We start from the raw sequence: 24,711 nt of genomic DNA, 5'->3' as shown, positions 1-24,711 counted from the left end.
CCCGGGAGAATCCGGGACAGGCATGGCTTACGCTTAAAGCACGTATCTCGCCAGATCTTCGCTGTGCGCCAGCTCCTTGAGGCGGCTGTCGACGTAAGACGCATCGATGGCAAAGGCTTGGCCGCTATGGCGGGCAGCATCGAATGAAATCTCTTCCAGCAGTTTTTCCATCACGGTATGCAGGCGGCGGGCACCGATATTTTCGGTTCTATCGTTGACCTCGAAAGCGATCTCCGCGAGGCGGCGCACCGCATCCGGGCTGAAGGTCAGCTTGACGCCCTCGGTTTCCAGCAAGGCTTCATACTGACGCGTGAGACAGGCGTCGGTATTGGTGAGAATCTGCTCGAAATCGCTCACGGAGAGGCTGGTGAGCTCGACGCGAATGGGCAGGCGGCCCTGCAATTCGGGTACGAGGTCCGATGGCTTGGCGAGGTGGAAAGCGCCGCTGCAAATGAACAGGATATGGTCGGTCCTGATCATGCCGAACTTGGTGGTCACGGTGGTGCCTTCAACCAGCGGAAGCAGGTCGCGCTGCACACCCTGACGCGAAACATCGGAACCGGTGGATTCGGAACGGCTGGTGATCTTGTCGATTTCATCGAGAAAAACAATGCCGTTCTGTTCCACGTTGCGGACAGCGGCAAGCTTCATCTCCTCCTCGTTGACCAGCTTCAGTGCTTCTTCCTCGGTAACCTGTTTCATCGCATCGCGAATCAGGAGCTTGCGCGTCTTGCTGCGGGTCTGGCCGATGTTCTGAAACATGCCCTGAATCTGTGAAGTGAGATCTTCCATGCCGGGTGGCGCAAAAATTTCCATCTGGGCCTGTGACGCGGAAATCTCGATCTCTATTTCCTTGTCATCCAGCTGGCCCTCGCGCAGCATCTTGCGGAATTTCTGCCGCGTTGCGCTTTCCGTGTCGCCGCCATCGCGGGCGGGCGGGAGAAGCGCATCGAGAATGCGTTCCTCGGCATGTTCCTCGGCACGGAAGCGGACCTTGCGGGTTTCCCGCTCACGCGTCTGCTTGATGGAAATATCCACCAGATCGCGAATAATCGAATCCACATCGCGCCCGACATAGCCCACTTCAGTGAATTTGGTGGCCTCTACCTTGATGAAAGGCGCATTGGCCAGCTTCGCGAGGCGCCGTGCAATTTCGGTCTTGCCCACGCCGGTGGGGCCGATCATGAGAATGTTCTTGGGCGTGATCTCGGTGCGCAACGGCTCTGCAACCTGGCTGCGACGCCAGCGGTTGCGCAGCGCAATGGCGACCGCCCGCTTGGCGGCATCCTGGCCAATGATGTGCTTGTCGAGTTCGTGGACGATTTCCTGGGGGGACATTTCGGACATGGTTATACTCGTGAGGAGTTAGGGGTGAGAGGTGAGGCGCGGGTTCGGGGGAATTTCCGCCTCACCCCTCACCTCTTAACGTCTCACCACACTTATTCAAGCACTTCGATAATGTGATTCTGGTTGGTGTAAATGCACAGATCCGCGGCGATGACGAGCGACTTCTTTACCACCTCGGCGGCGGGCAGTTCGGTGTGGTCGAGCAGGGCGCGCGCCGCGCTCTGGGCGTAGGCGCCGCCGCTGCCGATGGCGAGCAGGCCGTCCTCCGGTTCCAGCACGTCGCCGTTGCCGGTGATGATCAGGGAAGCCTCGCGGTCGGCCACCGTCAGCATGGCTTCGAGGCGGCGCAGCATGCGGTCGGTGCGCCAGTCCTTGGCCAGCTCGACGGCGGAGCGCAGGAGATGGCCCTGATGTTTTTCCAGCTTGGCTTCGAAGCGTTCGAACAGGGTGAAGGCATCTGCCGTACCGCCGGCGAAACCCGCCAGAATCCGGTCATGGTAGAGACGGCGCACCTTGCGCGCCGTGGCCTTGACCACGATATTTCCCAGTGTCACCTGTCCGTCGCCACCCATGGCCACGCTGCTGCCGCGGCGCACGGAGAGAATGGTGGTGCCGTGATACTGTTCCATTGAAATTTCCTGCGATTAACTGGGTAGTCTGGAATTATACCCGGCCTTGCCGGGGTGAAATCAACGCGGTTTTTTGCGGATCAGGGTGGCAAATTCATGGATGCCCATCATGTGGAACAGCGCTCGTACCATTTCGTTGACTTCCACAAGCAGTACTTTCTTGCCGGCCTGGGTGAGGTTGATCAGCGTGCCCATGAAGTTGCCTACCGCCACGAAATCCACGCGTGTCACCTCGGCCATGTTGATGCGAACTTCCTGTTTGTCCGCTGCGTATTTGATTAGTTCATCCAGCCTGGACTGGCTGGATTCCGAAATAACGCCGCTCAGCGGAAATAGGTCATCGTCCGGGGCATCCTTTCCGGCAGCCGCAACAACCTGGGCTTTCTGGGTAATCAGGGGCGCCTTGGCAGCTTCCCAGGCGGGTGGCGATATTTCGAAGGTGACGGCATATTCAATCGCAAGGTCTTCATACTCCGTTTCCCTGCTCAGCCATTGATAAAGCTCGAACAGCAACAGCCAGGCCTGCCTGTCTTCATCGCTATGGCTTTCAGCCGCGATCTGCTTTTTCAGCGTTTCGATCAGGTTTTCCACGCCTTCAATCTGGACGCTCTTGCCCTTCTTTCGGCAGCCCAGCAGACCTTCCTGCATCAGCTTGCAGCCGCCCAGCTCCACCGAGGAAATATCGCCGGCATTGACGCGCGCCGTGCCGGAACCTTGCGCAAGCTGGCACAATTTCTCCATCTGTGCGCCAGCCGCGAGACGAACACCCAGGGAAATCAGGTCCTTGTGCGCCACGTCGGCCTTCTTGACCGGCGCAGGCGCGGCGGGCGCCTTCCAGATCGGCGCCGAACGCTCGAATTTGACCACGAACTGCATCGACAATTCGTTGAACGCCTGACTGTTATGCATTAGCTGGTAAAGATCGAACAGCATCAGCCAGGGCTGCATTTCCTTTTTGTCGGGGTAATCGTGAATATATTGGTTCAGGGCGGCAACCGCCTGGGCAGCCATGTTGTTGGCGTAATAAACAGCGGCTTCTTCCACGATCGTGCCGGTTTCGGCACTGATTTTTTCAAAGACCACCAGCTCGTCGCAGGACTGTACCTGTGTTGCAGCCACAGCTTGTGGGGCGGCAACCGGCGGCGGAGCAACCGGGGGAGCGGCTTCCGCCGCCTTTGGCCTTGCGGGCACGGCGGCCACCGGCTTGGCGGCTGCGGGTTCCTGCTGTTTGGATTTACGAAAAAATGAAAGCACGATGTTATCCAACAAATTAGCAGGGTATTCTAGGCCCGATCAGGCGGTACACTCAATAGGGGATTGCCTGAATCCGGCCCGGCCCAGTAGATAAAAGTTCCAAACAGGGCGATGACCCAGACGATAACGGCGCCCGGCGGCAAGTCTGCCCAGGCAGAAACTGCCAAACCCGCTGCATAACTGGCGCCGCCCAGCAGGTAGGCCACGGGCACGCGCTGGCGCGACGGATAATGACGGGTGGCAAGCGCCGGAATGACCAGGCTGGCAAAAACCAGATAGATGCCAACCAGCTGCACCGAGGCCGTTACCGCAAAGGCGAAAAGCCCATAAAACCCGAAGCTCCCCAGACGATCCCGCCAGCGCCCCCATGCGACCAGCAGCAGCGCGGTCAGCAGCGCCACCGGCCACAGCTGTGATGGATTGACCCATAAAATCTGTCCGACCAGCAAATCCTTGAGGTGCTCGCCGCCGTGTGGATTATCCGCCAGCAGCAAAGCCCCGCCGCTGGCGGCCAGAACGAACAGGGTTCCGATCAGCGCTTCCTGCACTTCCGGCCAGCGCTTCTCGCTATAGGTGAGGATGGCCGCCCCGGCCAGCGCCGCGCTCACGGCGGAAAGCTGCACCGCCCAGCCCTGGGGCTCGAAGCCCAGGCGGTCTGCCGCGATAACGCCCAGACCGGCGATCTGGGCCACCGCGAGATCGATGAAGACGATTCCCCGCGCCAGCACCTGCATGCCCATGGGCACGTGGGTAGCGAGCACCAGCAGACCCGCCAGTAAGGCGGGCAGCAGCAGGCTCAAATCAATATTCATTTTGCGGCTGCCAGCAATTTCTGCAGGGTATCGTCGAACAGGCTGAACAGATCCCGCGCCTGTTCCGACCCGCCCACGGTAAAGGGCAGCGCCACCGCCCGGATTTTGGCTTTTTCAGCCAGCCATTCCGAAGGCCGCCCATCCTGATAGGCCGCCCGCAGAACCATTTTGACCGGCTGCCGCGAGATCTGTGTCAGCACTTCGCCCAAATGGCCGCTGCCGGGCTCAACCCCGGGCCTGGGTTCCAGCACGGCGATTTCCTGTAGCCCCAGCCAGTGGCTGAGGTAGGGAAACGCCTTGTGCTGCACCACGACCGGCATACCCTTGAGCGGGGCAGCCTGTTTTTCCCAGCGCTGGATGGCTACCTGCCATTTGCCGGCAAAGGCCTGGTGACGTGCCTGATAGTGCGAGGCACTGGCGGGGTCGAGCTGGGCCAGCCGCTTGGCCAGCGCATCCGCCACCAGGGCGATGTTGCGCGGATCGGTGTGGATGTGGGGATTGCCCGCGGCATGGACATCCCCTTCGGCACGGTCAAGGCGAGCCGGAATTTCCAGTTTCGGCACGTAAGCCGCAGCCTCGAAATAACCCGGTTTGCCGGGCTGGATATTGCCGTTGCCCGACTGGCGCAGCAGTATCGGCAGCCAGCCGGCTTCCAGTTCCGCTCCCGTGCAGACCAGCAGGTCAGTGTTGCGGGAGCGGGCGAGCAGGATGGGTCTGGCCTGGATGTGGTGCGGGTCCTGCTGTGCGGTGGTGGCGTTGTATACCTTTACCCTGTCGCCGCCCAATTCGCTGGCGAGCGCCCCCCACTCGGGCTCGCAGGCAACAATATTGAGTCCTGCCAGCGCAGGTAATGAAATGGCTGCCAGCACGGGCAACAGTGAAATTTTCAGCATTTGCTTCAGCATGATTGCTCCCTAGAATTTGTGCGCGCCATGAGCGCCCAGGCTCATGATGTATTGCAGGAAAAGCTGGTTATCCGTGACGCCCTCGCGCGACTTGTCCTGGGCCAGTTGCAGGCGCACGCGACTGTATTCGCTGGGGGAATAATCGACCATCAGGCTGTTGCGTGATGGATTGTAGGCGGACCCGCTCAGATTCGCGCTATTGACAACGCCGTAATCCACCGTGCCGCTATCGAGCCGGTCGGCACGCAGGCCCACGCGCCAGTGCGGCATGAACTGGTAAACCCCTTGCAGGTACCAGCCAGACTGGGTTGCGCTGTAGCGGTCGATGCTTGCCAGGCTGGCGGTGTCAAAAGTCAGGTCACCATCCTCCTGGCGGCGGAAATATTCGCCCTGCAACTTGAAGTTGCGATAGGCAGGATTGCCGTTGGGCGCCCATTTCCACACAAAATCCGCCAGCCACAGCTTGCTGCTGCCATCCAGCGCGTTAGTGACCGTATTGCCCGCAATGTCGAGATCCTCGTATTCGCGTGCTTTGGCCGTGTTATGTAGCCAGGAAATGCCGGCGCGCCAGCTATGATCCGTACCGGCATCATCACCTAGATGAGCGAACAGGGCATAGGAGCCGACACCGTTCTTGTTGCGCTCCGAGCCGGGAAAGTTGCTGCCACGTCCGGCTTCGGCGCCAAATTCAAGGAAGGTGTCGGTTGGCGCGATCCATTTCAGTTGCACCCCGTCATTGCCATACTGGCGGCCAAGAAAAGCCTTGTAGGCGAGCGGCGCATCAACGAAATCCCACACATGGGGATGCTGTTCGTTGAGGTAGCCGATGCCGGAGTAAAAGCGCCCGGCCTTGGCGGTGAGACCATGCCCCAGGGTGGTGGTCTGGATCGCGGCCTCTTCCACGCCCAGCGTGTTTTCCGGTGACAGGGCAAGAGTCAGATAACCATGGAAGTTGGGGTCAATGTTGGCGCTCACTATCAGCTCTGATTCGGCCAGGCTGAAGCCGCGCGACCCCGGCTCAATCTCTCCGCCCGGCATGAAGCCGGTAATGCGGTAGTCCGCCGGATCTTGTGACAGGCTGGTATAAGTGCCGGACAGAATCAGCGAAATAGCCGGATTGAAAGCATTTCCGGCTGTGGCTGGAGCCATGACTGGCTCGGCCTGGGTGGCTCGGGTCTCTGCTTTTTCGGCACCCGCTTCGGCGCGCTGCAGGCGTTGTTCCAGCGCTTCGATGCGTGCCTCGTAGCCCTGCTTCATAGCTTTTATTTCGTCGCGGATTTGCAGAATTTCCGTATTGTCCGCGGCCAGCACGGACAAGGGAGCGCCCAGCATCAATGAGATGCCGGACACAATAAGTTTGTGTCTAAACATGGGGGTACCTCGTCACAACAAAGGTTCAATACAAGGCCATCAAGGCCGTTTGAAGATGTTACTCAGACGAGGACAGGCGGGGCTCTGGCGCGGTAAAGGCGAACTGGCTGAAACAGCGGTGACGGATGGTTTGCCGCAACCTGCTGGCGGTGAACGGTTGCGGAGGGGATAAACAGGCTGCTGGCCGCAACGGCATTGCCGACGCCAGCATAGGCCAGGCATTCATCGCAGGCGGGCGAGTGCGGAAGTTGTTTATCCTGCCGGGAGTGGCCGGGCAGAGACTCGCCCTGGTGCGACAGGGCGTGAATCGCCGCGCCTTGCTGGCTGAACAGCAAGGCGAAGACCAGCAGCAGAAGTGGCAGGAGTGTCAAGCGGGATTTCATGGGGCCTAACCCTACACGATTATTTTTGCTGCGACAATGTCATGCGCGAGAGCCAAGCTGGGCGCGCTGTTCGAGACAGTCGGGCTCCCCCGCCTGATAATCGCGGCAGATCCCCGGCCTCTGCCCGTAAATCCTGCACAGCATGGTGCTTCGGTCCAGCGCCGCGCACCAGCCATCCTCCAGGCGCGCCATCACCTGCCCGCCCCACGGGTTCTCTGCCGTCAACCGCAGCGGGATGTCGTCGCCAGCCAGCAGCAACACTTCCAGCCGGCAACAGCAGGCTTCGCAGGTAGCGCAGGTGACGGCTGCGGGATCAGTGGTTGTATTCATTCTTTACCGCAAAGGGAACGGGGTAGGCCGCGATTGGCCGCTTGGATCGGCCCGGGGCGGGCCTCCTACACCCACGGATATTCAAGGGCCGGGTTAATAACCGATTTTTTGGGATTTATTGCTCCGTTTCCTGCGGGCGCTGTCGCGCCGCCTCGGCGGCAAGCGCGGCATTGATTTCCCGCATCACGCCACCAAGGTCGGCCGGCTTTTCGATACGCTCGAAGCGGCCGGTCAGCTTGACCTCGGTATGCAGCTCGCCACTCTCGTAGAGAGACCAGATTTCCTTGCCATAATCCGTCTTGCGCAAATCGGGAGCAAAACGCCCGAAATAGTTCGCCAGATTTTCAACGTCCCGTTCCAGCATGCTGCTGGCGTGCTTGTTGCCAGCGGCGTCAACTGCTTGCGGCAGGTCGATGATGACCGGCCCGTCGCTACCGACGAGGATGTTGAATTCGGACAGGTCGCCGTGAACAACTCCGGCGCACAACATGCGCACCACTTCCCGAAGCAGGGCGTGATGGTAGGCGCGCGCCAGCTCCTCCGTCAGCACCACATCATTCAGCCGTGGCGCGGCATTGCCGTCGATATCGGTCACCAGTTCCATGAGCAGCACGCCCTCATGGAAATTGTAGGGCTTGGGCACGCGCACGCCGGCGGCAGCGAGGCGGTACATGGCATCCACCTCTGCGCTCTGCCAGGCCTCTTCCTGCGCCTTGCGGCCATAGCGGGAGCCCTTCTCCATGGCGCGCGCCTTGCGGCTGTTCTTGACCTTGCGGCCTTCGGTATAATCCACGCTCTGGCGGAAGCTGCGTTTATTGGCTTCCTTGTAAACCTTGGCACAGCGAACCTCTTCACCGCAACGCACTACGAAGACCATCGCCTCCTTGCCGCTCATGAGCTGGCGGACGACATCGTCGACCAGGCCATCGTCGACCAGCGGCTGGAGTCTGTTGGGAATTTTCATTGCGCTTGACTGCCTCTGTGCCGGATGACCAGGCCTTTCAAGAAATTACGCAGAAGCTGATCGCCGCACGTACGGTAGTTTTTATGCCCCTTTTGCCGGAACAGGGCACTCAGTTCCGGCTTGGAAACACTGAATCCGGCGAGTTCCAGCGTTTTATGCATGTCCTCTTCCTTCAGTTCAAAGGCCACGCGCAGCTTTTTCAGGATGGCGTTATTGGTCAGACGCCGTTCCGGCTTCTTGGCCTGTTCTTCCGGCCGGGGCTCCATCTTGCCTCTTCTGTGAACGATCAGGCCATCCAGAAATGACACCAGAACATCTGCACCACACTCGACAAAACCTTCTTCGTCTTCTTTCCTGAGAAGGTTCTCGACGTCGGATAAAGCGATTTCGCGCTCGGCCAGCCGGATCATCTCCGCGACTTTTGCATCGCTGAGGTCCAGCGCATAGCGGATACTGCGTAATACATCATTGTTAATCACTATTTACTCCGGGCTTTGCGCAAATGAACACTGTAGTCAGGCCACATCATGCGCCTGCAAGTCAGCATGGTAGCTCGAACGCACCATCGGCCCACAGGCAGCATTCCTGAAACCCATTTCCCTGGCCGCCCGGGTAAAAGCATCGAACTGCTCCGGCGCCACAAAACGCGTGACGGGCAGGTGGTGGCGCGAGGGCTGCAGGTACTGGCCGATGGTGAGCATGTCCACCTCATGGGCACGCAGATCGCGCATGACCTCGAGAATTTCCTCGTCGGTTTCGCCCAGGCCGACCATCAGGCCGGATTTGGTGGGGATGGCGGGGTGGGCTTGCTTGAAGTCGCGCAGCAGTTGCAACGAGTGGATGTAATCGGCGCCGGGACGGGCCTGTTTGTAGAGGCGCGGCACGGTTTCGAGGTTGTGGTTGAGCACGTCCGGCGGCTCGTTGCCGAGAATCTCCAGTGCCTTTTCCAGACGGCCACGGAAGTCCGGCACCAGGGTCTCGATGCGGGTGTTTGGCGACGCTTCGCGCACGGCCCGGATGCAGGCGGCGAAATGCCCTGCCCCGCCGTCACGCAGGTCGTCGCGGTCAACACTGGTGATGACCACGTATTTCAGCTTCATGGCGGCAATGGTGCGCGCCAGTTGCGCCGGTTCATTTTCATCGGGCGGCAGGGGCTTGCCGTGGCCCACGTCGCAGAACGGGCAGCGCCGCGTGCACAGATCGCCGAGGATCATGAAGGTGGCAGTGCCGTGGCTGAAGCACTCGCCGATATTGGGGCAGGCGGCTTCCTCGCACACCGTGTGCAGATTGTTCTCGCGCAGAATCTGCTTGATCTCGCCGAATTTCCCGCCGGACGATATTTTGCTGCGAATCCAGGCCGGCTTGCGCAACGGTTCCTGGGGCACGATCTTGATCGGGATGCGCGACGTCTTGGCCGCGCCCTTATGAAGTTTGGGGTCTGCCATGTGATATTTGATTTAAACCACGGAGAGCACGGAGGACACGGAGTTTTGCATGGAAGAATCTCCGTGCTCTCCGTGTCCTCCGTGGTTAATCGGTTTTCCAGTATATCCCAACTGCAACTGCAACTGCCGCGCCAGTTCTTCTGCCAGCGTAGCCGCAGCGGCATGGATGCCGTGGTCGCGCGTCTGCGTGACTTGCAGCCCGGCGTAGCCGCAGGGATTGATGCTGGCGTAGGGGGCGAGATCCATGTCCACGTTGAGGCACAGGCCGTGGTAGCTGCAGTTGTTCCTGATTCTGAGGCCCAGGGCGGCGATCTTGGCATCGTTGACATACACGCCTGGCGCCTTGTCGCGCCGCACGGCATGGATGCCATATTCTGCCAGCAGGTCGATGATGGCCTGCTCCATGCGCCGCACCAGCTCCTTGACGCCGATGCCGCGCCGCTTCAGATCCAGCAGCAGATAGACCACGACCTGGCCCGGCCCGTGGTAAGTGATCTGACCGCCACGATCGATATTCACCACCGGGATGTCCGTGCCGCGCAGCAGGTGCTCAGGCTTGCCGGCCAGGCCCAGGGTATAGACCGGCGGGTGCTGCAACAGCCAGATCTCGTCCGGCGTATCCGGCCCGCGCTGCGCCGTGAAGGCTTTCATGGCCTCGAAGGTGGGCAGGAAATCCACCAGGCCCAAGCGACGGGTGAGCGGTAAGCCATCCACCAGTGGTTTTTCCTCCTCACCCCTCACCCCTCACCCCTCACCCCTCACGTTTCACAGCGCCATCACCACCATCGGATGCGCCGTGATTTCCCGGTACAGATCGTCCAGCTGCTGTTTCGAGGTCGCATTGATGGTGCAGGTGAGGGAGAGATATTTGTTGCCGCTGCTGACCTTCATTGTCATGAGCGCGGCGTCGAAGTCCGGGGCGTGACGCAGCACCATTTCCAGCATGGCATTGGCGAAGCCGTCCTCTGTCCGCCCCATGATCTTGATGGGGAAGGCGCAGGGAAATTCCAGCAGGGTTTCCGGCTCGTTCATGGTGATGGCTGGCGCATGATGGTGGCCTTGTAGTCCTGATAGAGCTGGTCCAGCTTGCGATAGATTGGCCCTGGAGCGCCGCTGCCGACGGCATGGCCATCCAGCAGGGTGACGGGCAGGATTTCCTTGGTGGACGAGGTGAGCCAGATCTCGTCAGCGCTGCGCAGGGTGCTTTCGGCAATGGGTTCCACGTGAAACACGATGCCGTTTGCGGCGGCAAGCTCCAGCACCACGTCGTAAGTGATGCCGGGCAGCATGAGCGGCCCTTTCGGCGGTGCCAGCAGCGCGCCATCCTTGATCACGAAAATATTGCTGGCCGAGCCCTCGCTCAAAAAGCCGTCGCGCAGCATCACGGTTTCCGCCGTACCGGCATCCACCGCCTGCTGTCGCAGCAGCACGTTGGGCAGCAGCGAAATAGCCTTGATGTCGCAGCGCAGCCAGCGGTTGTCCACCGCCGTGACGGCTGCCACGCCGTTTTGCCGCAAGGCCGGGTCGGGCGGCAGCAGCGGGTTGCTCATCATGAACACCGTGGGCGGCGTATCCCTGGGAAAAGCATGATCGCGTTTAGCCACGCCGCGCGTGATGTGCAGGTAAACGTACTGATCCTCGCCCTCGTTCCGGGCGACCAGCTCACCCGCCAGCGCGGCCCATTCCGCATCACTATGCGGATTGGCGAGACGTATGCCGTCCAGGCTGTACTGCAAACGTGTCAGATGATCCTGCAAACGAAACGGGTGGCGCGAATAGACCGGAATAACTTCATACACGCCATCGCCGAAGATGAAGCCGCGGTCCAGCACCGGGACGCGGGCCTCTTCCAGGGGCAGAAACTGCCCGTTGAGATGGACTATTTGAACCATAGCCTGATGCTGTCCAAAGTGCGGCTGAAGATGTTGGCGAGCGGCATTTCTTCCAGGGCGACCAGGGGGTATTCCACCAGCGGTTTATCATCCAGGGTGAGCCGCAGAGTGCCCACGGCCTGACCCGCCGAGATCGGGGCAAGCAGCGGCTGCTTGCTGACCACGCTAGCCTTGACCCGGCTGTAGTGGCCTTTCGGCAAGGTCAGGAGAAGATCCTGGCTGACGCCCGTCTTGAGGATTTTTTCCTTTCCCTTCCACACCGGCAGACTGGAAACGGTCTGCCCCTTGGCATAGACGCGATGGCTGCTGAAAAACTGGAAGCCGTAATTCAGCAATTTCTGGCTTTCCGTCGCGCGCACATTGTCGGAGGAGGCGCCCAGCACCACCGAGATCAGCCGCATCGGATCGCGCTTCGCGGTGGCGATGAGGCAGTAGCCGGCGGATTCGGTGTGCCCGGTCTTCATCCCGTCCACGCTGGGGTCCAGCCACAGCAGGCGATTGCGGTTGGGCTGGGTGATGTTGTTGTAGCGGTACTCCTTCATCGAGTAGTACTTGAAATCCTCGGGGAAGTCGCGAATGATCGCCGCCGCCAGCAGCGAAAGATCGTAAGCCGTGGTGTAGTGCTGCGCGTGCGGCAGGCCGGTCGAATTCATGTAATGGGTGTTTTTCATCCCCAATCGCGCCGCCTGCTGGTTCATCATCTGGGCAAACACCTCCTCGCTGCCCGCAATGCCTTCCGCCAGCGTGACGCAGGCATCATTGCCGGACTGGATGATCATGCCATGGATCAATTCATCCACCGTGACCGGCCGGTCCAGCTCGATGAACATGCGCGAGCCTTCCGTGCGCCAGGATTTTTCCGAAACCGGCAGCACCTGGTTCATTTTCAGCCTGCCCTGCTTGATGGCGGTGAAAGTCAGGTAGGCGGTCATCAATTTGGTCAGGGAGGCGGGCTCGACCCGATCGTTGATGCCTTGCTGAACCAGCAGGCGGCCGCTGGAAAAATCGGCCAGCAGATAGGCGCGCGCGGCGATGGGCGGCGCGGGCGGGAGCGGCAGGACCTGTTCGGCCACGGCATTGAAGGAAAAGAAAAGGGTGAACAGCAACAGCAGATGTTTCATGGGGTTTCCTGGATTCGGGGAAGCGGAATTATAGCAGACCACCATCCGGCGTCCGGGTTCACAACACTTCCCAATATCCGCCCTTGGCCGCCCCGACCCGGCGCAGGCGGCCGGATTGCTTGAGCGCGGCAATCTGTTTTTCCACCGCGCGCGGGCTCAGATCCAGCTTCATGGCGATGTCCCGGGCTGACATGCCTGGCGTTTGGCGCAGGCAGGCGAGGATTTTCTCCGAACTTTTCTCCGAACTTTTCTCCGAACCTGCTTGCGTCACGGCCTCGCGCATCGCCGCGAGCAAGGCTTGCAGCATGAAAGCCACAAATGGCGTGGCGTCGGCGGCCGCATCGGCCTCGCCCAGGGCGCGATAATAATCCGCCTGCCGGTCGCGTATCACGGTCTCGACCGGCAGATAGGCCAGCAGGGCTTGCCATTCGCTCAGGATCAAGGTTTGCCACAGCCGCCCCATACGCCCGTTGCCATCGGAAAAGGGATGGATGAACTCGAATTCGTAATGGAAGACGCAGCTGGCAATCAGGGGGTGAACGTCGGCGCGCGCCACCCAGGCAAGCAAATCCGCCATCAGGTGCGGCACGCGGCCCGGCGGCGGCGCCATGTGCGCCAGCTCCCGGCCGCGATAAATGCCCACGCCACCCGCGCGAAAGACGCCGGCATCGTCGGTCAGCCCCGCCATCAGCTTCCCGTGCGCGGCTAGCAGATCATCAATCCGGTCGGCCCGCCAGTCCACAAGATGTTCGTAAGCCGTGAAGGCGTTGCGCACTTCCTGGATTTCGCGCGGCAAGCCCAGCACGCGCTTGCCTTCAATCACAGCCGTCACCTGCTCCAGGCTGAGCGTGTTGTTCTCGATGGCGAGGGAGGCCTGAATCGTGCGGATGCGGTTGTCGCGGCGCAAGCGGGGAGACAGCGCGGCATCGGCCGTTACCGACCACCTGCCCAGCAACTCGCAGATATCGGCCGCCTGCTGCAAAATCGCCGGGGTGATGGTAAAGGGCGGCTGGTAACTCATGCCGCGCCCATCATGGCGTTTAAGTTGTGCATGGTGTCGTTGTTTTGCGCTCAGCAGGGGCCGTCATACGGGCTCCAGCTAACGCGCAATGACGGGAGAAATATTCGCCGCCTGGCTGATCTGCGAAGCCGCCTGACCTGCTTCGCCGCGGCTGGCGTAAGGGCCGAGGCGCACGCGGAACATTCCGCCGCTGCCGCTGATGTGCAGTTTTTCCACCATGGCACCGAGGCTCAGCTTCATGCGGTTGCTGAAATTCTCGGCGTTGTCACGCGAACTGAATGCGCCCAGTTGCAGGAATACGTTGCCGTCGCCGCCGCTGACGGGCGGGGTGGCTTCCGGGGTGGCGGCGATGGGCGTTGCTGGAAGCGCTACAGCAAGCGGCGTGGCTTGTATGGGTTGCGGCTGAGGCTGCGCGGCGGCGAGTTGAGAATCGGATGGATCAATGCTTTCCACTTCAACCTTGTTGGTGCCGCCATTGAGCACGCCCAATTTGTAGGCGGCGGTGTAGGAAAGATCGATCAGCCGGCTGCTGAGGAACGGGCCACGGTCGTTGACGCGCACGATCACCGATTTGCCGTTGCCGGTGTTGGTCACGCGGGCGAAGCTCGGAATCGGCAAGGTGGGATGCGCGGCGCTCATGGCGTACATGTCGTAGGTTTCGCCGGTCGCGGTTTTCTGGCCGTGGTAGCGCCGCCCGTACCACGAGGCGATGCCACGCACCTTGTAAGGGGCTAGCCGGGTGGCGGGGGTATAGCTCTGGCCCAGCACGGTGTAGGGCCGGTTGGCGAATTTGTGCAGCGCTTCGGCCCTGGGTTCGGCATCAGGAATGGCGTCGAGATTGGCGGGCGGGTTGTCACCGGGGCCGTCATCGAGGTAATAGCCGCCGCCCTTGGCGGGCTTGCTGGCAACCGGGGCGGATGCGGCGCGTTCGCTGCGCGGCGCGACGGAAGAGCAGCCGGAGAGCAGGAGCGCCGCCGCGGAGAAAATCAGGAAGCCCGCCTGCCAGGCCACCGCCATTTTGCTTTTGCCGGGTAAATCCTGAATAATCATGAGAATTCTCTCCATTTCAGTTCATGCATAATTTCCAATTATACCAGCAACGTCGCATCCGGCTTGCCTCTGCCATGGGCGGCGGTGTCGCCGTCATTCCCACCGCGCCGGAGCGGCCGCGCAACCGCGACAGCCACTATCCCTACCGCTTCGACAGCTATTTTCATTACCTGACCGGGTTTGTCGAACCGGAAGCCGTGCTGGTGCTGGTAGCGGGTGTTGCCCTCTCCCCTAGCCCTCTCCCGCCTGCGGGCGAGGGGGATGCAGTGCCACCGCTACGCGATGGAAAAGTTAAAAGCATCCTGTTTTGCCGTGAAAAGAACCTGGAACGCGAGATCTGGGATGGTTTCCGCCATGGCCCGGAAGGCGCGAAAGAGGCTTTCGGTTTCGACGAGGCTTACCCCATTGCCCAGCTGGACGAAATGCTGCCCAAACTGCTGGCCGATCAGCCCAGCCTGCATTTCCACCTTGGCGCCGACAGCGCCTGGGACGCCCGCGCCGTGGGCTGGCTGAACAGCGTGCGCGAGCAGGTCAGGAGCGGCATCAGCGCGCCAGGGGCGATCCTGGACGTGCGCGCTGTTCTGGACGAGATGCGCCTGATCAAGGATGCCGCAGAGATTGCCACCATGCGCCGCGCCGCAGAGATTTCCGCCGCGGCCCATGTGCGTGCCATGCGCCAGACCCGGCCAGGGCGCAGCGAATTCGAGATCGAGGCTGAACTGCTGCACGAGTTCCGCCGCCACGGCGCGCAGGCGCCGGCCTACAGCTCGATCGTGGCGGGCGGGGCGAATGCCTGCGTGCTGCATTACGTGTTCAACGATGCCCCGCTTAAAAGTGGCGAACTGCTGCTGATCGACGCCGGCTGCGAGCTGGATGGTTACGCCGCCGACATCACCCGCACTTTCCCGGTCAACGGCAAATTCAGTGCCGCGCAGAAAACGGTGTATGAACTGGTGCTGGCGGCGCAGGCCGCGGCCATCGAGCAGGTCCGCCCCGGCAGCCACTGGAATGCGCCGCACGATGCCGCAGTGAAAGTGCTGGCGCAGGGCTTCATCGACCTGGGCCTGTGCCAGGGCACGCTGGCCGAGGTGCTGGAGCAGGAAAGCTACAAGCGCTTCTACATGCACCGCACCGGCCACTGGCTGGGCATGGACGTGCACGACGTGGGCGAATACAAGCAGGGCGGCGAGTGGCGTCTGCTGCAACCGGGCATGGCGCTGACGGTGGAGCCGGGCTGCTACATCCGCCCTGCTGACGACGTGCCGGAGCGCTTCTGGAATATCGGTATCCGCATCGAGGACGATGTGGTGGTGACCGAGCAGGGCTGCGAGGTGCTGACCCACGGCGCGCCCAAGACTGTCGCGGAGATCGAGGCTCTAATGTCATTGCGAGGAACGCAGTGACGAAGCAATCCTGTTTTTCTCTGCGGCCGAAGAACGAGATTGCTTCGTCGCTTTGCTCCTCGCAATGACGGCGGAGTGGGGAGAGTGCCGCGCCAGTTCTTTGTTTACATTCTCACCAATAAAAACAACAAAGTGCTTTACACCGGCGTTACCAATGATCTGAAACGCAGGGTGTATGAGCATAAAACGGATGTTCATGAAGGCTTCACTAAACGCTACCGCGTGCATAAGCTGGTATATTTTGAAGTCGGAGAGGAAGCTTACGGTGCGATCAGCCGCGAAAAGCAGATCAAGGGTGGTTCGAGGCAGGACAAGCTGGATTTGATCAAGGATTTCAACCCGGACTGGAAAGATTTGTATGATGATATTTAATGCCTGTCATTGCGAGCGTAGCGAAGCAATCTCGCTTCTTGTGTGCCTGGAGAAAAACGAGATTGCTTCGTCGGCTGGCGCCTCCTCGCAATGACAATTCCAAATCACGTAGACGTGCTCATTGCCGGTGGCGGCCCGGCGGGAGGAGCGCTGGCGCTGGCGCTGAAAGACAGCGGCCTGGCGGTGATGGTGCTGGAAGCCAATAGCGATTTTTCCCGTCCCGCCGACCCGCGCGCCCTGGCCTTGTCGCAGGGTGCAAAAATTCTGCTGCAGCGCCTGGGAGTGTGGGGCGCCATCGAGGCGCCCTCCCCGATTGAGACCATCCATATTTCCCAGCGCGGCGGCTTCGGGCGTGCCGTGCTGCAGGCATCGGAATGCGGCCTGCCCGCCCTCGGCCATGTGGTCAATTATTCCGCCCTGAGCATGGCGCTGCGCCAGGCCCTGGCGGCAAACAGCGCACATTACCTGACCGGCGCCACGGTGCATGCGGTGAAGAGCACGCCGGGCTTCGCGCTGGCCGAATTCAGCCACGCCGGCCAGCAGCACGAAGTGACCGCCAGTCTGCTGGTGCTGGCCGACGGCGGGCGCAGCCTGGCCCAGGTGCATGGCGTGGAACGGCAGGTGGTGGATTACGGCCAGACAGCGGTGATCTGCCACGTCACCACCGCGCTGCCGCACCGCAATACCGCTTACGAGCGCTTTACGCCTTACGGGCCGCTGGCGCTGCTGCCTTCGGGCGAGGGTTTTGACCTGGTATGGACGGCCGTGCCGGAAGAGGCCGAGGCCCTGCTCCAGCTCGATGATCCGGCTTTCCTGGCCAAGCTCCACGAACGCTTCGGCGACCGCCTCGGCGCCTTCACCAGCGCCGGGCGGCGCGCCAGTTTTCCCTTGAGTTTGAAATATGCCCGCCCGGTCACGGCGCAGCGCATGGCCCTGATCGGCAATGCGGCGCAGACCATGCATCCAGTGGCGGGGCAGGGATTCAACCTGGGCTTGCGCGATGCCTGGGAGCTGGGCGAAGCCATCATGCGCGTGCCGCGCGCTGAAATCGGCAATGCCGCGATGCTGGCGCGCTACCGCGAAGGCCGCGGCCCGGATACGACGGGCAGCATCCTGTTTACCGATGCCTTGATACGGGTGTTTTCCAATGACTACCATGGCATCAATATCGGCCGCGGCCTGGGCCTGGCGGCGCTGGATCTGCTGCCGGCGGCGAAGCGCCTGGTGGCGCGCAAGATGATTTTTGGAGCAAAAGGCTGATGGATTTTGATGTCATTATCGTTGGCGCGGGCCTGGTGGGCGCTTCCCTGGCCGTGGCGCTGAAAGACAGCGGCCTGCGTATCGCCCTGATCGAGGGCCGCGCCCCGGCGGCCCTTCCCCAGGACGAAAGCTGGGACAATCGCATCTATGCCATCAACCCCGCCAATGCACGCTTCCTCGACCAGGGCGGAGTATGGAGCAGCCTGGACCAGAGCCGCATCGCGCCGGTGCACGAGATGCACATCTGGGGCGATGATGCGGCCGCAAAGCTGGATTTCAGCGCCTACCAGGCCGGGGTGGAAGAGCTGGCCTTCATCGCCGAGAGCCGCCTGATGCAGGACGGCTTGTGGCGGGCATTGCAGGAACAGTCCAATGTGGAGATTTTCTGCCCCGCCGCCTGCGCTGCGCTGGATGTGAGCGAGGACGCCGCCATGCTCACCTTGCAGGATGGCCGCACGCTGCATGCCAAACTGATCGTCGGCGCCGACGGGCGCGACTCCTGGGTGCGCGCTAACGCCGGCATCGAAGCCAGTCCGCGCGCCTATGGGCAGGATGGCGTGGTGGCCAATTTCGCAACGGAAAAGCCGCACCGCAACTGCGCTTACCAGTGGTTCAGGGAGGACGGCATCCTCGCCTGCCTGCCGCTGCCCGGCAACCGCATCTCCATTGTCTGGTCGGCCTTCGATGCCCTGTCGCAGGAGCTGATGGCGCTGCCGCCGGACGAGTTCTGCCGCCGCGTGCAGGAAGCAGGCAGGAACACCCTCGGCCAGCTGCGCCTGATCACCCCGCCCGCCGCCTTTTCGCTGCGCCTGCTCAATCTTGAACAACTGGTCAAGCCGCGCGTGGCACTGATCGGCGATGCCGCGCACAACGTCCATCCGCTGGCCGGGCAGGGCGTCAACCTGGGTTTTCAGGATGCGCAGCAACTCGCCCGGGTGCTGCTGCAAAGGGAGCCGCAGCGCGACTGCGGCGACCATCTCCTGCTGCGCCGCTACGAGCGCGCGCGCAAGGAGGATATCCTGGCCATGCAGCTGGTCACCGATGGTTTGCAGAAACTTTTCAACAACCCGGACCCGCTGCTGCGGACGCTACGCAACACCGGCCTGAGCTTGACCAATCACCTCGGCGGGCTGAAAAACCGGCTCATGCGCCATGCCATCGGGGAACTCGGGTAAACTCCGGCAGTCTTTATCATTTCAATCTCTATCTCAGGAAACCTCATGCTTTCTCTCCACCGCTTTGCCCTCCCCCTGCTGTTCGGTCTTGCTGCAGCCACCGCGCACGCCGATGACGCCGCCATCAAGAAAAACATCGAGGCCAAATTTCCCGGCGCCAAGGTGCAAAGCGTGACCAAGACGCCTTACGCCGGTTTGTATGAGGTGCTGGTGGACGGCCCGCAACTGATCTATTCCGACGACAAGGCAAAATATGTCTTCATGGGCGCGGTGCTCGACCTTGATGCGCAGAAAAATCTGACCGAAGAACGCATGCAGAAGCTGACTGCGGTCAAATTCGACACCCTGCCGCTGGGCGACGCCATCAAGGTGGTGAAAGGCAACGGCAGCCGCAAGATTGCGGTGTTTTCCGACGCGGATTGCCCCTATTGCAAGAAATTCGAGCAGGAACTGGTCAATGTGACCGACATCACGGTTTACAATTTTCTCATGCCGCTTGAACAGCTGCACCCCGATGCAGGCAAGAAATCCAGGCAGATCTGGTGCTCGCCCGACAAGGTCAAGGCATGGGATGACTGGATGTTGAAAGGTACGCTGCCCAAGAACGACGGCAGCTGCGACAACCCGGTGGCCAAAACCGTCCAGCTGGGACAGAAGCTGGGAGTTCAGGGCACGCCTACCATCATTTTTGCCGACGGACGCCGTGTTCCCGGCATGATCCCGGCTGCAAAACTGGAACAACTCCTAGCCGGAAAGCCAGCTGCCAAGAAGTAATTCATGAAAGCGCTGTGGAACGAACGCTTCGGCGGTGCCGAGTATTTCTACGGCACCGAGCCGAACGCCTTCCTGGCTTCCCAAAAACATCTGCTACGGGCGGAGCAGTCCGTCCTCTCGGTAGCCGATGGCGAGGGGCGCAATGGCGTGTGGCTGGCGGAGCAGGGGCTGGATGTGCTGGCGGTGGATTTTTCCGAGCAGGCGCTGGAGAAATCACGCCGTCTGGCAGCTTCCCGCGGCGTGTCGCTTAAGACTGAACTGGTCGATGTGCACACCTGGGACTGGGGTGAAAAACGTTTCGACGTGATCGTGGCGATTTTCATCCAGTTCGCCTCATCGCAGGAGCGCCCTGCCCTGCATCGCGCCATCCAGCAGGCGCTCAAACCGGGCGGCTTGCTGCTGCTGCAGGGCTATACGCCGAAACAGCTCGAATACAGGACCGGCGGCCCTTCCAATATCGACAACCTGTATACGGCAGAAGATCTGCGGCGTGATTTTGGCGCCATGGAAATCCTGCAATTGCGCGAACACGATATGGAAATCAGCGAGGGCCCAGGCCACAGCGGCATGTCGGCGCTGGTGGACCTGGTGGCGCGTAAAAAACCGGCTTAATCTTCGAGCAGGCTGCGCAGCATCCACGCCGTTTTTTCATGCACTTCGAGGCGCTGTGTCAACAGATCCGCCGTCGGCTGGTCATCGGCGGCGCTTACCACGGGGAAAATCTTGCGTGCGGTTCGCGCGGTCGCTTCCTGTGCCGCGACCAGATGGCGAATCATGTCGTCGGCCCTGGGTACGCCCTCCACTTCCCTGATCGACGCCAGCTTGACGAATTCCTTGTAGGTACCGGGCGCGGGATGTCCCAGCGCGCGGATGCGCTCGGCGATCAGGTCAAGGGCATTCCACTGTTCCGTGTATTGCGCCATGAACATCAGGTGCAGGCTGTTGAATTGCGGGCCGGTCACGTTCCAGTGGAAATTATGGGTCATCAGGTAAAGCGTATAGCTGTCGGCAAGCAGCACCGACAGGCCGCGCACAATCTTCTCCCGGTCGGCGGCATTGATGCCGATGTCGATGGAAGGGGTCTTGATTTTCTTGGTAGCCATGATTCAGTCCTCCTGGTCAGAATAAAACACATAAATTGCTGATTAACCTGGCCGCCAAATTCACGGGTAGGAGCGGCGCCCTCGCCGCGATTGGCCGCTTGGATCGGCCCGGGGCGGGCCTCCTACATCCCCTGACATTAAGGGCCAGGTCAATAACTACGGTGTGCCTAGGTGCGGATCAGGTGGTCAAAAGCCGACAGACTGGCCTTGGCGCCCTCGCCCATGGCGATGATGATCTGCTTGTAGGGCACAGTGGTCGCGTCGCCTGCTGCAAAGACACCGGGCAGCGAAGTCTGGCAGCGCGCATCAACCTCAATCTCGCCAAACCTGGAGAGATCGAGCGTTCCCTTGAGCCAGTCGGTGTTCGGCAAGAGTCCGATCTGCACGAAGACACCTTCAAGCTCAATGCGATGGCTTTCCTTGCTGACCCGGTCAGTATAGACCAGGCCATTGAGCTTGTTGCCATCGCCGGTAACTTCGCTGGTCAGGGCGTTCCTGATCACCGTGACATTGGGCAGGCTGTTCAGCTTGTTCTGCAGCACCGCGTCGGCGCGCAGTTTGTCGTTGAACTCGAGCACGGTGACATGCGCCACGATGCCCGCAAGATCAATCGCCGCCTCGACGCCCGAGTTGCCGCCGCCGACCACCGCCACGCGCTTGCCCTTGAATAACGGGCCGTCGCAGTGCGGGCAGTAGGCCACGCCCTTGCCCCGGTATTCCTGCTCGCCCGGCACATTCATTTCGCGCCAGCGCGCGCCGGTGGCAAGCACCACGGTCCTGGCCTTGAGGGTGGCGCCACTGGCAAGGCGCACCTGGTGCATGCCCTCGCCGGGGATCAGCGCCTCGGCACGTTGCAGGTTCATGATATCCACTTCGTATTCCTTGACATGCTGCTCCAGCGCCATGGCGAGCTTCGGGCCCTCGGTGTGCTGCACGGAAATGAAATTCTCGATCGCCAGGGTGTCGAGCACCTGGCCGCCGAAGCGCTCCGCCACCACGCCGGTGCGAATGCCTTTGCGTGCGGCATAGATCGCCGCCGCGGCGCCGGCGGGGCCGCCGCCGATGACCAACACGTCAAAAGCTTCTTTTGCGTCCAGTTTTTCTGAGTCACGAGCCGCCGTGCCGGTATCCAGCTTGGCAACGATTTCCTCGACCGTCATGCGGCCCTGGCCGAAAGATTTGCCGTTGAGGAACACGCTGGGTACGGCCATGATCTGGCGCGTATTCACTTCGTCCTGGAACAACGCGCCATCGATCATCACGCTCTCGAAACCGGGATTGAGCACGGCCATGAGGTTCAGGGCCTGCACCACGTCCGGGCAGTTGTGGCAGGACAGGGAAATGAAGGTCTCGAAGCGGAAGCTGCCGGGGATCGCCTTGATCTGCTCGATCAGCGCAGGCTCGACCTTGGGCGGATGACCGCCGCTCTGCAACAACGCCAGCACCAGCGAGGTGAATTCGTGCCCCATGGGGATGCCGGCAAAGCGGATACGCGCAGCCTCACCGGAACGTCCGACCGTGAATGAAGGCTTGCGCGCATCATGGCCATCTTCGCGCAGGCTGACGAGATGCGAAAGCGCGGCGATATCGGCGAGCAGCTCGCGCATCTGGAGCGCGGCATCGCTGTCATCAAGCGTGGCGACGAGCTCGATGGGGTGCTGAAGTTTTTCGAGGTAAGCGGCGAGCTGGGTCTTGACGGTGGCATCGAGCATGATTTTCTCCCTACGTGGATTGCAATGGAAAGGCGCCGCTACGGCACTGGCGCCTTTGCGTTGAAATCCAGTTCCCGGAATTTACTCCGGGAACTGCAAAACAGATCAGATCTTGCCGACCAGGTCCAGGGACGGAGCCAGCGTGGCCGCGCCTTCTTTCCACTTGGCCGGGCAGACTTCACCCGGGTGTGCCGCAACATATTGAACGGCCTTGATCTTGCGGATCAATTCGGACGCATCGCGGCCTACGCCACCGGCGTTGATCTCGATGATCTGGATCTTGCCATCCGGATCCATGACGAAGGTGCCGCGTTCTGCCAGACCCGCTTCCTCGATCATCACGCCAAAGTTGCGGCTGATGGTGCCGGTCGGATCACCGATCATCGGAAACTGGAGTTTGCCGATGGTTTCGGAAGTATCGTGCCAGGCCTTGTGAGTGAAGTGGGTGTCGGTGGAGACCGCGTAAATTTCCACCCCCATTTTCTGGAATTCGGCGTAATTGTCGGCCAGGTCGCCCAGCTCGGTCGGGCAGACAAAGGTGAAGTCTGCCGGGTAAAAAAACATCACCGACCACTTGCCCTTGAGCGAGGCTTCGGTGACATCCACGAACTTGCCGTTGTGGAAGGCGGTGGCTTTGAATGGCTGAACTTCGGTGTTGATCATGGTGGTATTCATCAGGACTCTCCTTGGGTTGGGTTGAAATAAATCACTACGCTGAAACGAATGTTAAACGCCTTGATTTAATAACTCCAATTGATTGTATATATTAAATCAATAGCCAAGGACTATTACTTTGGACGTTTTTTCGCCCGCGGGTGTGCCGCGTCGTAAACCTTGGCCAGATGCTGGAAGTCGAGATGGGTATAGACCTGGGTAGTCGAGATGTTGGCGTGCCCCAGCATTTCCTGCACGGCCCTCAGGTCGCCGCTGGATTGCAGTACATGAGTGGCGAAGGAGTGGCGCAGCATGTGGGGGTGGACACTGGCGTTGATGCCAAGCTTGATGCCCCATTGCTTGATCCGCAACTGCACCGCGCGCGGCGAGAGCCGGGTGCCGCGCTGGCCGATAAACACGGCCCGTTCGCCTGCTGCAACAAGTTGTGTCCGGCAGGCCAGCCAGGCCTGGACGGCTTCGATGGCAAGCCGCCCCAGCGGCACGATGCGCGTTTTGCTGCCTTTGCCGGTCACGCGTATCTCGCCCGAGGTGAAATCCATATCCTCCAGATTGGTGCCGACCAGTTCGGCCAGACGCAGGCCGGAGGAGTAAAAGAGTTCCAGCATGGCCTTGTCGCGCACGGCCAGCGGCCCGTCCTCTTCCACTTCCATCAGATGCGCGGCCTGCTCCGGGGAGAGTGCCTGGGGCAGGGTTTTTGCGGCCTTGGGCGCGCTGAGACCGGCACAGGGATTGTGCGAAAAGGCGTGCTGGCGGCCCAGATATTGATAAAAACCGCGCCACGCCGAAAGCATGCGCGCCAGGGTGCGGCTGCCGAGGCCCGAGGCATGGAGCTGGGCGGCAAAACGGCGGATGTGGTGGATTTGCAGCTGGTCAAGCGGGGTTTCACCCGCCAGGCCAAGCAGCGCCTCGATGTCGCGCCCATAGTTTTTGCTCGTCAGCGGCGACAGGCGGCGTTCGTACTGAAGATGGGAGAGGTAGGCCTGCAGCAGTCCGTGACCGGCAGCTCCGCCCTCTCCCGTATTCATCAGGCGGCGTCCCGGTCCTCGTTGATATAGGGCATGAGGGCAACCGTGACCAGTTCGCCGATGCGTTTCAGATACAGCGTGCCCATTTCCGGGTAGAAACGCTGGGCATCCTCGCTCGCCAGCACCAGCAGGCCAAACGCGTGCTCGCTGCGCAGGGCAACCACGGCAAAAGATTGCAGCAGGGTGGCCACATCGCCGAACCATGAGGCGACTTCAAACGGAGGCTGGGTATCGCAATAAGGGCGCACCAGCGTATCGGCGAAAGCCTTGAGGTCGGCGCTGACATCGGAAAACTCGACCTGCCCGGTGACTTGTGCCGGTGCAGCCCAGATGCGCAGGGCGACATGCGGCACGGCGAAATCGTCGCGCAGGCTGAGTGTAATGGTCGGCAGGAGGGATTCGATTGTGCGCGCGGTCAGCAGGGAGAGGCTGAAGCGATGAACTTTCTCGCCGATGGCGTCATTTTCCTCGCCGAATTGCAGCAGCTCGCGCAGTTTGGATTCCAGCAGCTTGTTTTTCTCGCGCAACTGCAATTGCTGCCGCTCGGCCAGGGAAATGGCGCGTCCGCCGTGCGGATGGGGGATGACGATCTGCTCCAGCAGGCCGGGTTTGTCCTCGAAGAACGCCGGGTTCTCCTGCAGGAATTCAACAATGGCTTCTGCACTCAAATTCATTTTTTTGATCCTAA

28 protein-coding genes are annotated in these 24,711 nt (G+C 61.0%); 6 read left to right on the top strand and 22 right to left on the bottom strand.

Annotated features, from left to right (window positions below; all coding sequences use genetic code 11):
- Positions 1-33 precede the first annotated feature (33 nt).
- The 17 genes from hslU to WC392_11090 form a co-directional block, all read right to left on the bottom strand.
- On the bottom strand, positions 34-1,347 hold the full coding sequence (hslU, locus tag WC392_11170) for an ATP-dependent protease ATPase subunit HslU (GenBank protein ID MFA5242922.1): 1,314 nt from the start codon (positions 1,345-1,347) through the stop codon (positions 34-36).
- Positions 1,348-1,439: 92 nt separating this feature from the next.
- Positions 1,440-1,976 carry an ATP-dependent protease subunit HslV gene (gene hslV / locus WC392_11165; GenBank protein ID MFA5242921.1) on the bottom strand — a complete coding sequence of 179 codons (537 nt, stop codon included), beginning with the start codon at positions 1,974-1,976 and terminating at the stop codon, positions 1,440-1,442.
- Between the two features lie 60 nt (positions 1,977-2,036).
- On the bottom strand, positions 2,037-3,230 hold the full coding sequence (locus tag WC392_11160; GenBank protein MFA5242920.1) for an STAS domain-containing protein: 1,194 nt from the start codon (positions 3,228-3,230) through the stop codon (positions 2,037-2,039).
- Between the two features lie 29 nt (positions 3,231-3,259).
- Complete coding sequence (locus WC392_11155) at positions 3,260-4,042, bottom strand: metal ABC transporter permease (GenBank protein MFA5242919.1); 783 nt, start codon at positions 4,040-4,042, stop codon at positions 3,260-3,262.
- Positions 4,039-4,947 carry a zinc ABC transporter substrate-binding protein gene (locus tag WC392_11150; protein ID MFA5242918.1) on the bottom strand — a complete coding sequence of 303 codons (909 nt, stop codon included), beginning with the start codon at positions 4,945-4,947 and terminating at the stop codon, positions 4,039-4,041. Before WC392_11150 ends, WC392_11155 begins: the two co-directional genes overlap by 4 nt.
- A gap of 9 nt (positions 4,948-4,956) precedes the next feature.
- Positions 4,957-6,318, bottom strand: a complete 1,362-nt coding sequence (locus WC392_11145) for a hypothetical protein (protein ID MFA5242917.1) — start codon at positions 6,316-6,318, stop codon at positions 4,957-4,959.
- 62 nt (positions 6,319-6,380) lie between these two features.
- A complete protein-coding gene (locus WC392_11140; GenBank protein MFA5242916.1) occupies positions 6,381-6,701 on the bottom strand; it encodes a DUF2946 family protein in 321 nt (106 codons plus the stop codon).
- 39 nt (positions 6,702-6,740) lie between these two features.
- A complete protein-coding gene (locus WC392_11135; protein ID MFA5242915.1) occupies positions 6,741-7,031 on the bottom strand; it encodes a YkgJ family cysteine cluster protein in 291 nt (96 codons plus the stop codon).
- Between the two features lie 115 nt (positions 7,032-7,146).
- Positions 7,147-7,995, bottom strand: coding sequence for a PA4780 family RIO1-like protein kinase (locus WC392_11130; protein ID MFA5242914.1), 849 nt, complete (start codon positions 7,993-7,995; stop codon positions 7,147-7,149).
- The gene (locus WC392_11125; protein MFA5242913.1) at positions 7,992-8,474 is read right to left on the bottom strand and encodes a DUF1456 family protein; all 483 of its coding nucleotides are present in this window, start codon (positions 8,472-8,474) and stop codon (positions 7,992-7,994) included. Before WC392_11125 ends, WC392_11130 begins: the two co-directional genes overlap by 4 nt.
- A gap of 36 nt (positions 8,475-8,510) precedes the next feature.
- Positions 8,511-9,440, bottom strand: coding sequence for a lipoyl synthase (gene lipA, locus WC392_11120; protein ID MFA5242912.1), 930 nt, complete (start codon positions 9,438-9,440; stop codon positions 8,511-8,513).
- 12 nt (positions 9,441-9,452) lie between these two features.
- Positions 9,453-10,181, bottom strand: coding sequence for a lipoyl(octanoyl) transferase LipB (gene lipB, locus WC392_11115; protein MFA5242911.1), 729 nt, complete (start codon positions 10,179-10,181; stop codon positions 9,453-9,455).
- A 24-nt stretch (positions 10,182-10,205) separates the two neighbouring features.
- Entirely contained in the window at positions 10,206-10,472 is a 267-nt protein-coding gene (locus tag WC392_11110; GenBank protein ID MFA5242910.1) for a DUF493 domain-containing protein, read from the bottom strand.
- A complete protein-coding gene (locus WC392_11105; GenBank protein ID MFA5242909.1) occupies positions 10,469-11,323 on the bottom strand; it encodes a D-amino acid aminotransferase in 855 nt (284 codons plus the stop codon). Before WC392_11105 ends, WC392_11110 begins: the two co-directional genes overlap by 4 nt.
- Complete coding sequence (locus WC392_11100) at positions 11,320-12,453, bottom strand: D-alanyl-D-alanine carboxypeptidase family protein (GenBank protein MFA5242908.1); 1,134 nt, start codon at positions 12,451-12,453, stop codon at positions 11,320-11,322. The genes WC392_11105 and WC392_11100 overlap by 4 nt, the downstream gene beginning before the upstream one ends.
- A 58-nt stretch (positions 12,454-12,511) precedes the next feature.
- Positions 12,512-13,474, bottom strand: a complete 963-nt coding sequence (locus WC392_11095; GenBank protein ID MFA5242907.1) for a Fic family protein — start codon at positions 13,472-13,474, stop codon at positions 12,512-12,514.
- Positions 13,475-13,552: 78 nt separating this feature from the next.
- Complete coding sequence (locus WC392_11090) at positions 13,553-14,524, bottom strand: septal ring lytic transglycosylase RlpA family protein (protein MFA5242906.1); 972 nt, start codon at positions 14,522-14,524, stop codon at positions 13,553-13,555.
- 23 nt (positions 14,525-14,547) lie between these two features.
- Between WC392_11090 and WC392_11085 the strand changes: the two genes are divergently transcribed.
- The 6 genes from WC392_11085 to WC392_11060 all read left to right on the top strand — a co-directional run bounded on the left by WC392_11085 (position 14,548) and on the right by WC392_11060 (position 20,120).
- Entirely contained in the window at positions 14,548-15,927 is a 1,380-nt protein-coding gene (locus WC392_11085; GenBank protein ID MFA5242905.1) for an aminopeptidase P N-terminal domain-containing protein, read from the top strand.
- 84 nt (positions 15,928-16,011) lie between these two features.
- Positions 16,012-16,299, top strand: coding sequence for a GIY-YIG nuclease family protein (locus tag WC392_11080; GenBank protein ID MFA5242904.1), 288 nt, complete (start codon positions 16,012-16,014; stop codon positions 16,297-16,299).
- A 90-nt stretch (positions 16,300-16,389) separates the two neighbouring features.
- Entirely contained in the window at positions 16,390-17,559 is a 1,170-nt protein-coding gene (locus WC392_11075; protein MFA5242903.1) for an FAD-dependent monooxygenase, read from the top strand.
- Positions 17,559-18,734 carry a UbiH/UbiF family hydroxylase gene (locus WC392_11070; GenBank protein ID MFA5242902.1) on the top strand — a complete coding sequence of 392 codons (1,176 nt, stop codon included), beginning with the start codon at positions 17,559-17,561 and terminating at the stop codon, positions 18,732-18,734. Before WC392_11075 ends, WC392_11070 begins: the two co-directional genes overlap by 1 nt.
- A gap of 45 nt (positions 18,735-18,779) precedes the next feature.
- Positions 18,780-19,508, top strand: coding sequence for a DsbC family protein (locus WC392_11065; GenBank protein ID MFA5242901.1), 729 nt, complete (start codon positions 18,780-18,782; stop codon positions 19,506-19,508).
- 3 nt (positions 19,509-19,511) lie between these two features.
- Entirely contained in the window at positions 19,512-20,120 is a 609-nt protein-coding gene (locus WC392_11060; GenBank protein ID MFA5242900.1) for a class I SAM-dependent methyltransferase, read from the top strand.
- Here the strand turns inward: WC392_11060 and WC392_11055 are convergent.
- The 5 genes from WC392_11055 to WC392_11035 all read right to left on the bottom strand — a co-directional run bounded on the left by WC392_11055 (position 20,117) and on the right by WC392_11035 (position 24,697).
- Positions 20,117-20,611, bottom strand: a complete 495-nt coding sequence (locus WC392_11055; GenBank protein ID MFA5242899.1) for a Dps family protein — start codon at positions 20,609-20,611, stop codon at positions 20,117-20,119. The two genes, WC392_11060 and WC392_11055, sit on opposite strands and share 4 nt — an antisense overlap.
- A 167-nt stretch (positions 20,612-20,778) precedes the next feature.
- Positions 20,779-22,323 carry an alkyl hydroperoxide reductase subunit F gene (ahpF, locus tag WC392_11050; GenBank protein ID MFA5242898.1) on the bottom strand — a complete coding sequence of 515 codons (1,545 nt, stop codon included), beginning with the start codon at positions 22,321-22,323 and terminating at the stop codon, positions 20,779-20,781.
- Between the two features lie 105 nt (positions 22,324-22,428).
- Entirely contained in the window at positions 22,429-22,998 is a 570-nt protein-coding gene (gene ahpC / locus WC392_11045; protein ID MFA5242897.1) for an alkyl hydroperoxide reductase subunit C, read from the bottom strand.
- Between the two features lie 113 nt (positions 22,999-23,111).
- Positions 23,112-24,023 (bottom strand): tyrosine recombinase XerC, encoded by a 912-nt coding sequence (xerC, locus tag WC392_11040; protein ID MFA5242896.1) that lies wholly within the window; start codon positions 24,021-24,023, stop codon positions 23,112-23,114.
- Positions 24,023-24,697 (bottom strand): DUF484 family protein, encoded by a 675-nt coding sequence (locus tag WC392_11035; protein MFA5242895.1) that lies wholly within the window; start codon positions 24,695-24,697, stop codon positions 24,023-24,025. The genes xerC and WC392_11035 overlap by 1 nt, the downstream gene beginning before the upstream one ends.
- Positions 24,698-24,711: the final 14 nt, after the last annotated feature.

Source organism: Sulfuricella sp. (assembly GCA_041651995.1).
Lineage (GTDB): Bacteria > Pseudomonadota > Gammaproteobacteria > Burkholderiales > Sulfuricellaceae > Sulfurimicrobium.
This window is presented reverse-complemented; position numbering and strand designations above follow the sequence as displayed.

Bases quoted from the DNA above. Each gene is read 5' to 3' on its own strand.
- hslU (MFA5242922.1), bottom strand. From the start codon at position 1,347: ATGTCCGAAATGTCCCCCCAGGAAATCGTCCACGAACTCGACAAGCAC.
- hslV (MFA5242921.1), bottom strand. From the start codon at position 1,976: ATGGAACAGTATCACGGCACCACCATTCTCTCCGTGCGCCGCGGCAGC.
- WC392_11155 (MFA5242919.1), bottom strand. From the start codon at position 4,042: ATGAATATTGATTTGAGCCTGCTGCTGCCCGCCTTACTGGCGGGTCTG.
- WC392_11150 (MFA5242918.1), bottom strand. From the start codon at position 4,947: ATGCTGAAGCAAATGCTGAAAATTTCACTGTTGCCCGTGCTGGCAGCC.
- WC392_11145 (MFA5242917.1), bottom strand. From the start codon at position 6,318: ATGTTTAGACACAAACTTATTGTGTCCGGCATCTCATTGATGCTGGGC.
- WC392_11140 (MFA5242916.1), bottom strand. From the start codon at position 6,701: ATGAAATCCCGCTTGACACTCCTGCCACTTCTGCTGCTGGTCTTCGCC.
- WC392_11135 (MFA5242915.1), bottom strand. From the start codon at position 7,031: ATGAATACAACCACTGATCCCGCAGCCGTCACCTGCGCTACCTGCGAA.
- WC392_11130 (MFA5242914.1), bottom strand. From the start codon at position 7,995: ATGAAAATTCCCAACAGACTCCAGCCGCTGGTCGACGATGGCCTGGTC.
- lipA (MFA5242912.1), bottom strand. From the start codon at position 9,440: ATGGCAGACCCCAAACTTCATAAGGGCGCGGCCAAGACGTCGCGCATC.
- WC392_11110 (MFA5242910.1), bottom strand. From the start codon at position 10,472: ATGAACGAGCCGGAAACCCTGCTGGAATTTCCCTGCGCCTTCCCCATC.
- WC392_11100 (MFA5242908.1), bottom strand. From the start codon at position 12,453: ATGAAACATCTGCTGTTGCTGTTCACCCTTTTCTTTTCCTTCAATGCC.
- WC392_11095 (MFA5242907.1), bottom strand. From the start codon at position 13,474: ATGAGTTACCAGCCGCCCTTTACCATCACCCCGGCGATTTTGCAGCAG.
- WC392_11090 (MFA5242906.1), bottom strand. From the start codon at position 14,524: ATGATTATTCAGGATTTACCCGGCAAAAGCAAAATGGCGGTGGCCTGG.
- WC392_11085 (MFA5242905.1), top strand. From the start codon at position 14,548: ATGCATAATTTCCAATTATACCAGCAACGTCGCATCCGGCTTGCCTCT.
- WC392_11075 (MFA5242903.1), top strand. From the start codon at position 16,390: ATGACAATTCCAAATCACGTAGACGTGCTCATTGCCGGTGGCGGCCCG.
- WC392_11070 (MFA5242902.1), top strand. From the start codon at position 17,559: ATGGATTTTGATGTCATTATCGTTGGCGCGGGCCTGGTGGGCGCTTCC.
- WC392_11065 (MFA5242901.1), top strand. From the start codon at position 18,780: ATGCTTTCTCTCCACCGCTTTGCCCTCCCCCTGCTGTTCGGTCTTGCT.
- WC392_11060 (MFA5242900.1), top strand. From the start codon at position 19,512: ATGAAAGCGCTGTGGAACGAACGCTTCGGCGGTGCCGAGTATTTCTAC.
- WC392_11055 (MFA5242899.1), bottom strand. From the start codon at position 20,611: ATGGCTACCAAGAAAATCAAGACCCCTTCCATCGACATCGGCATCAAT.
- ahpF (MFA5242898.1), bottom strand. From the start codon at position 22,323: ATGCTCGATGCCACCGTCAAGACCCAGCTCGCCGCTTACCTCGAAAAA.
- ahpC (MFA5242897.1), bottom strand. From the start codon at position 22,998: ATGAATACCACCATGATCAACACCGAAGTTCAGCCATTCAAAGCCACC.
- xerC (MFA5242896.1), bottom strand. From the start codon at position 24,023: ATGAATACGGGAGAGGGCGGAGCTGCCGGTCACGGACTGCTGCAGGCC.
- WC392_11035 (MFA5242895.1), bottom strand. From the start codon at position 24,697: ATGAATTTGAGTGCAGAAGCCATTGTTGAATTCCTGCAGGAGAACCCG.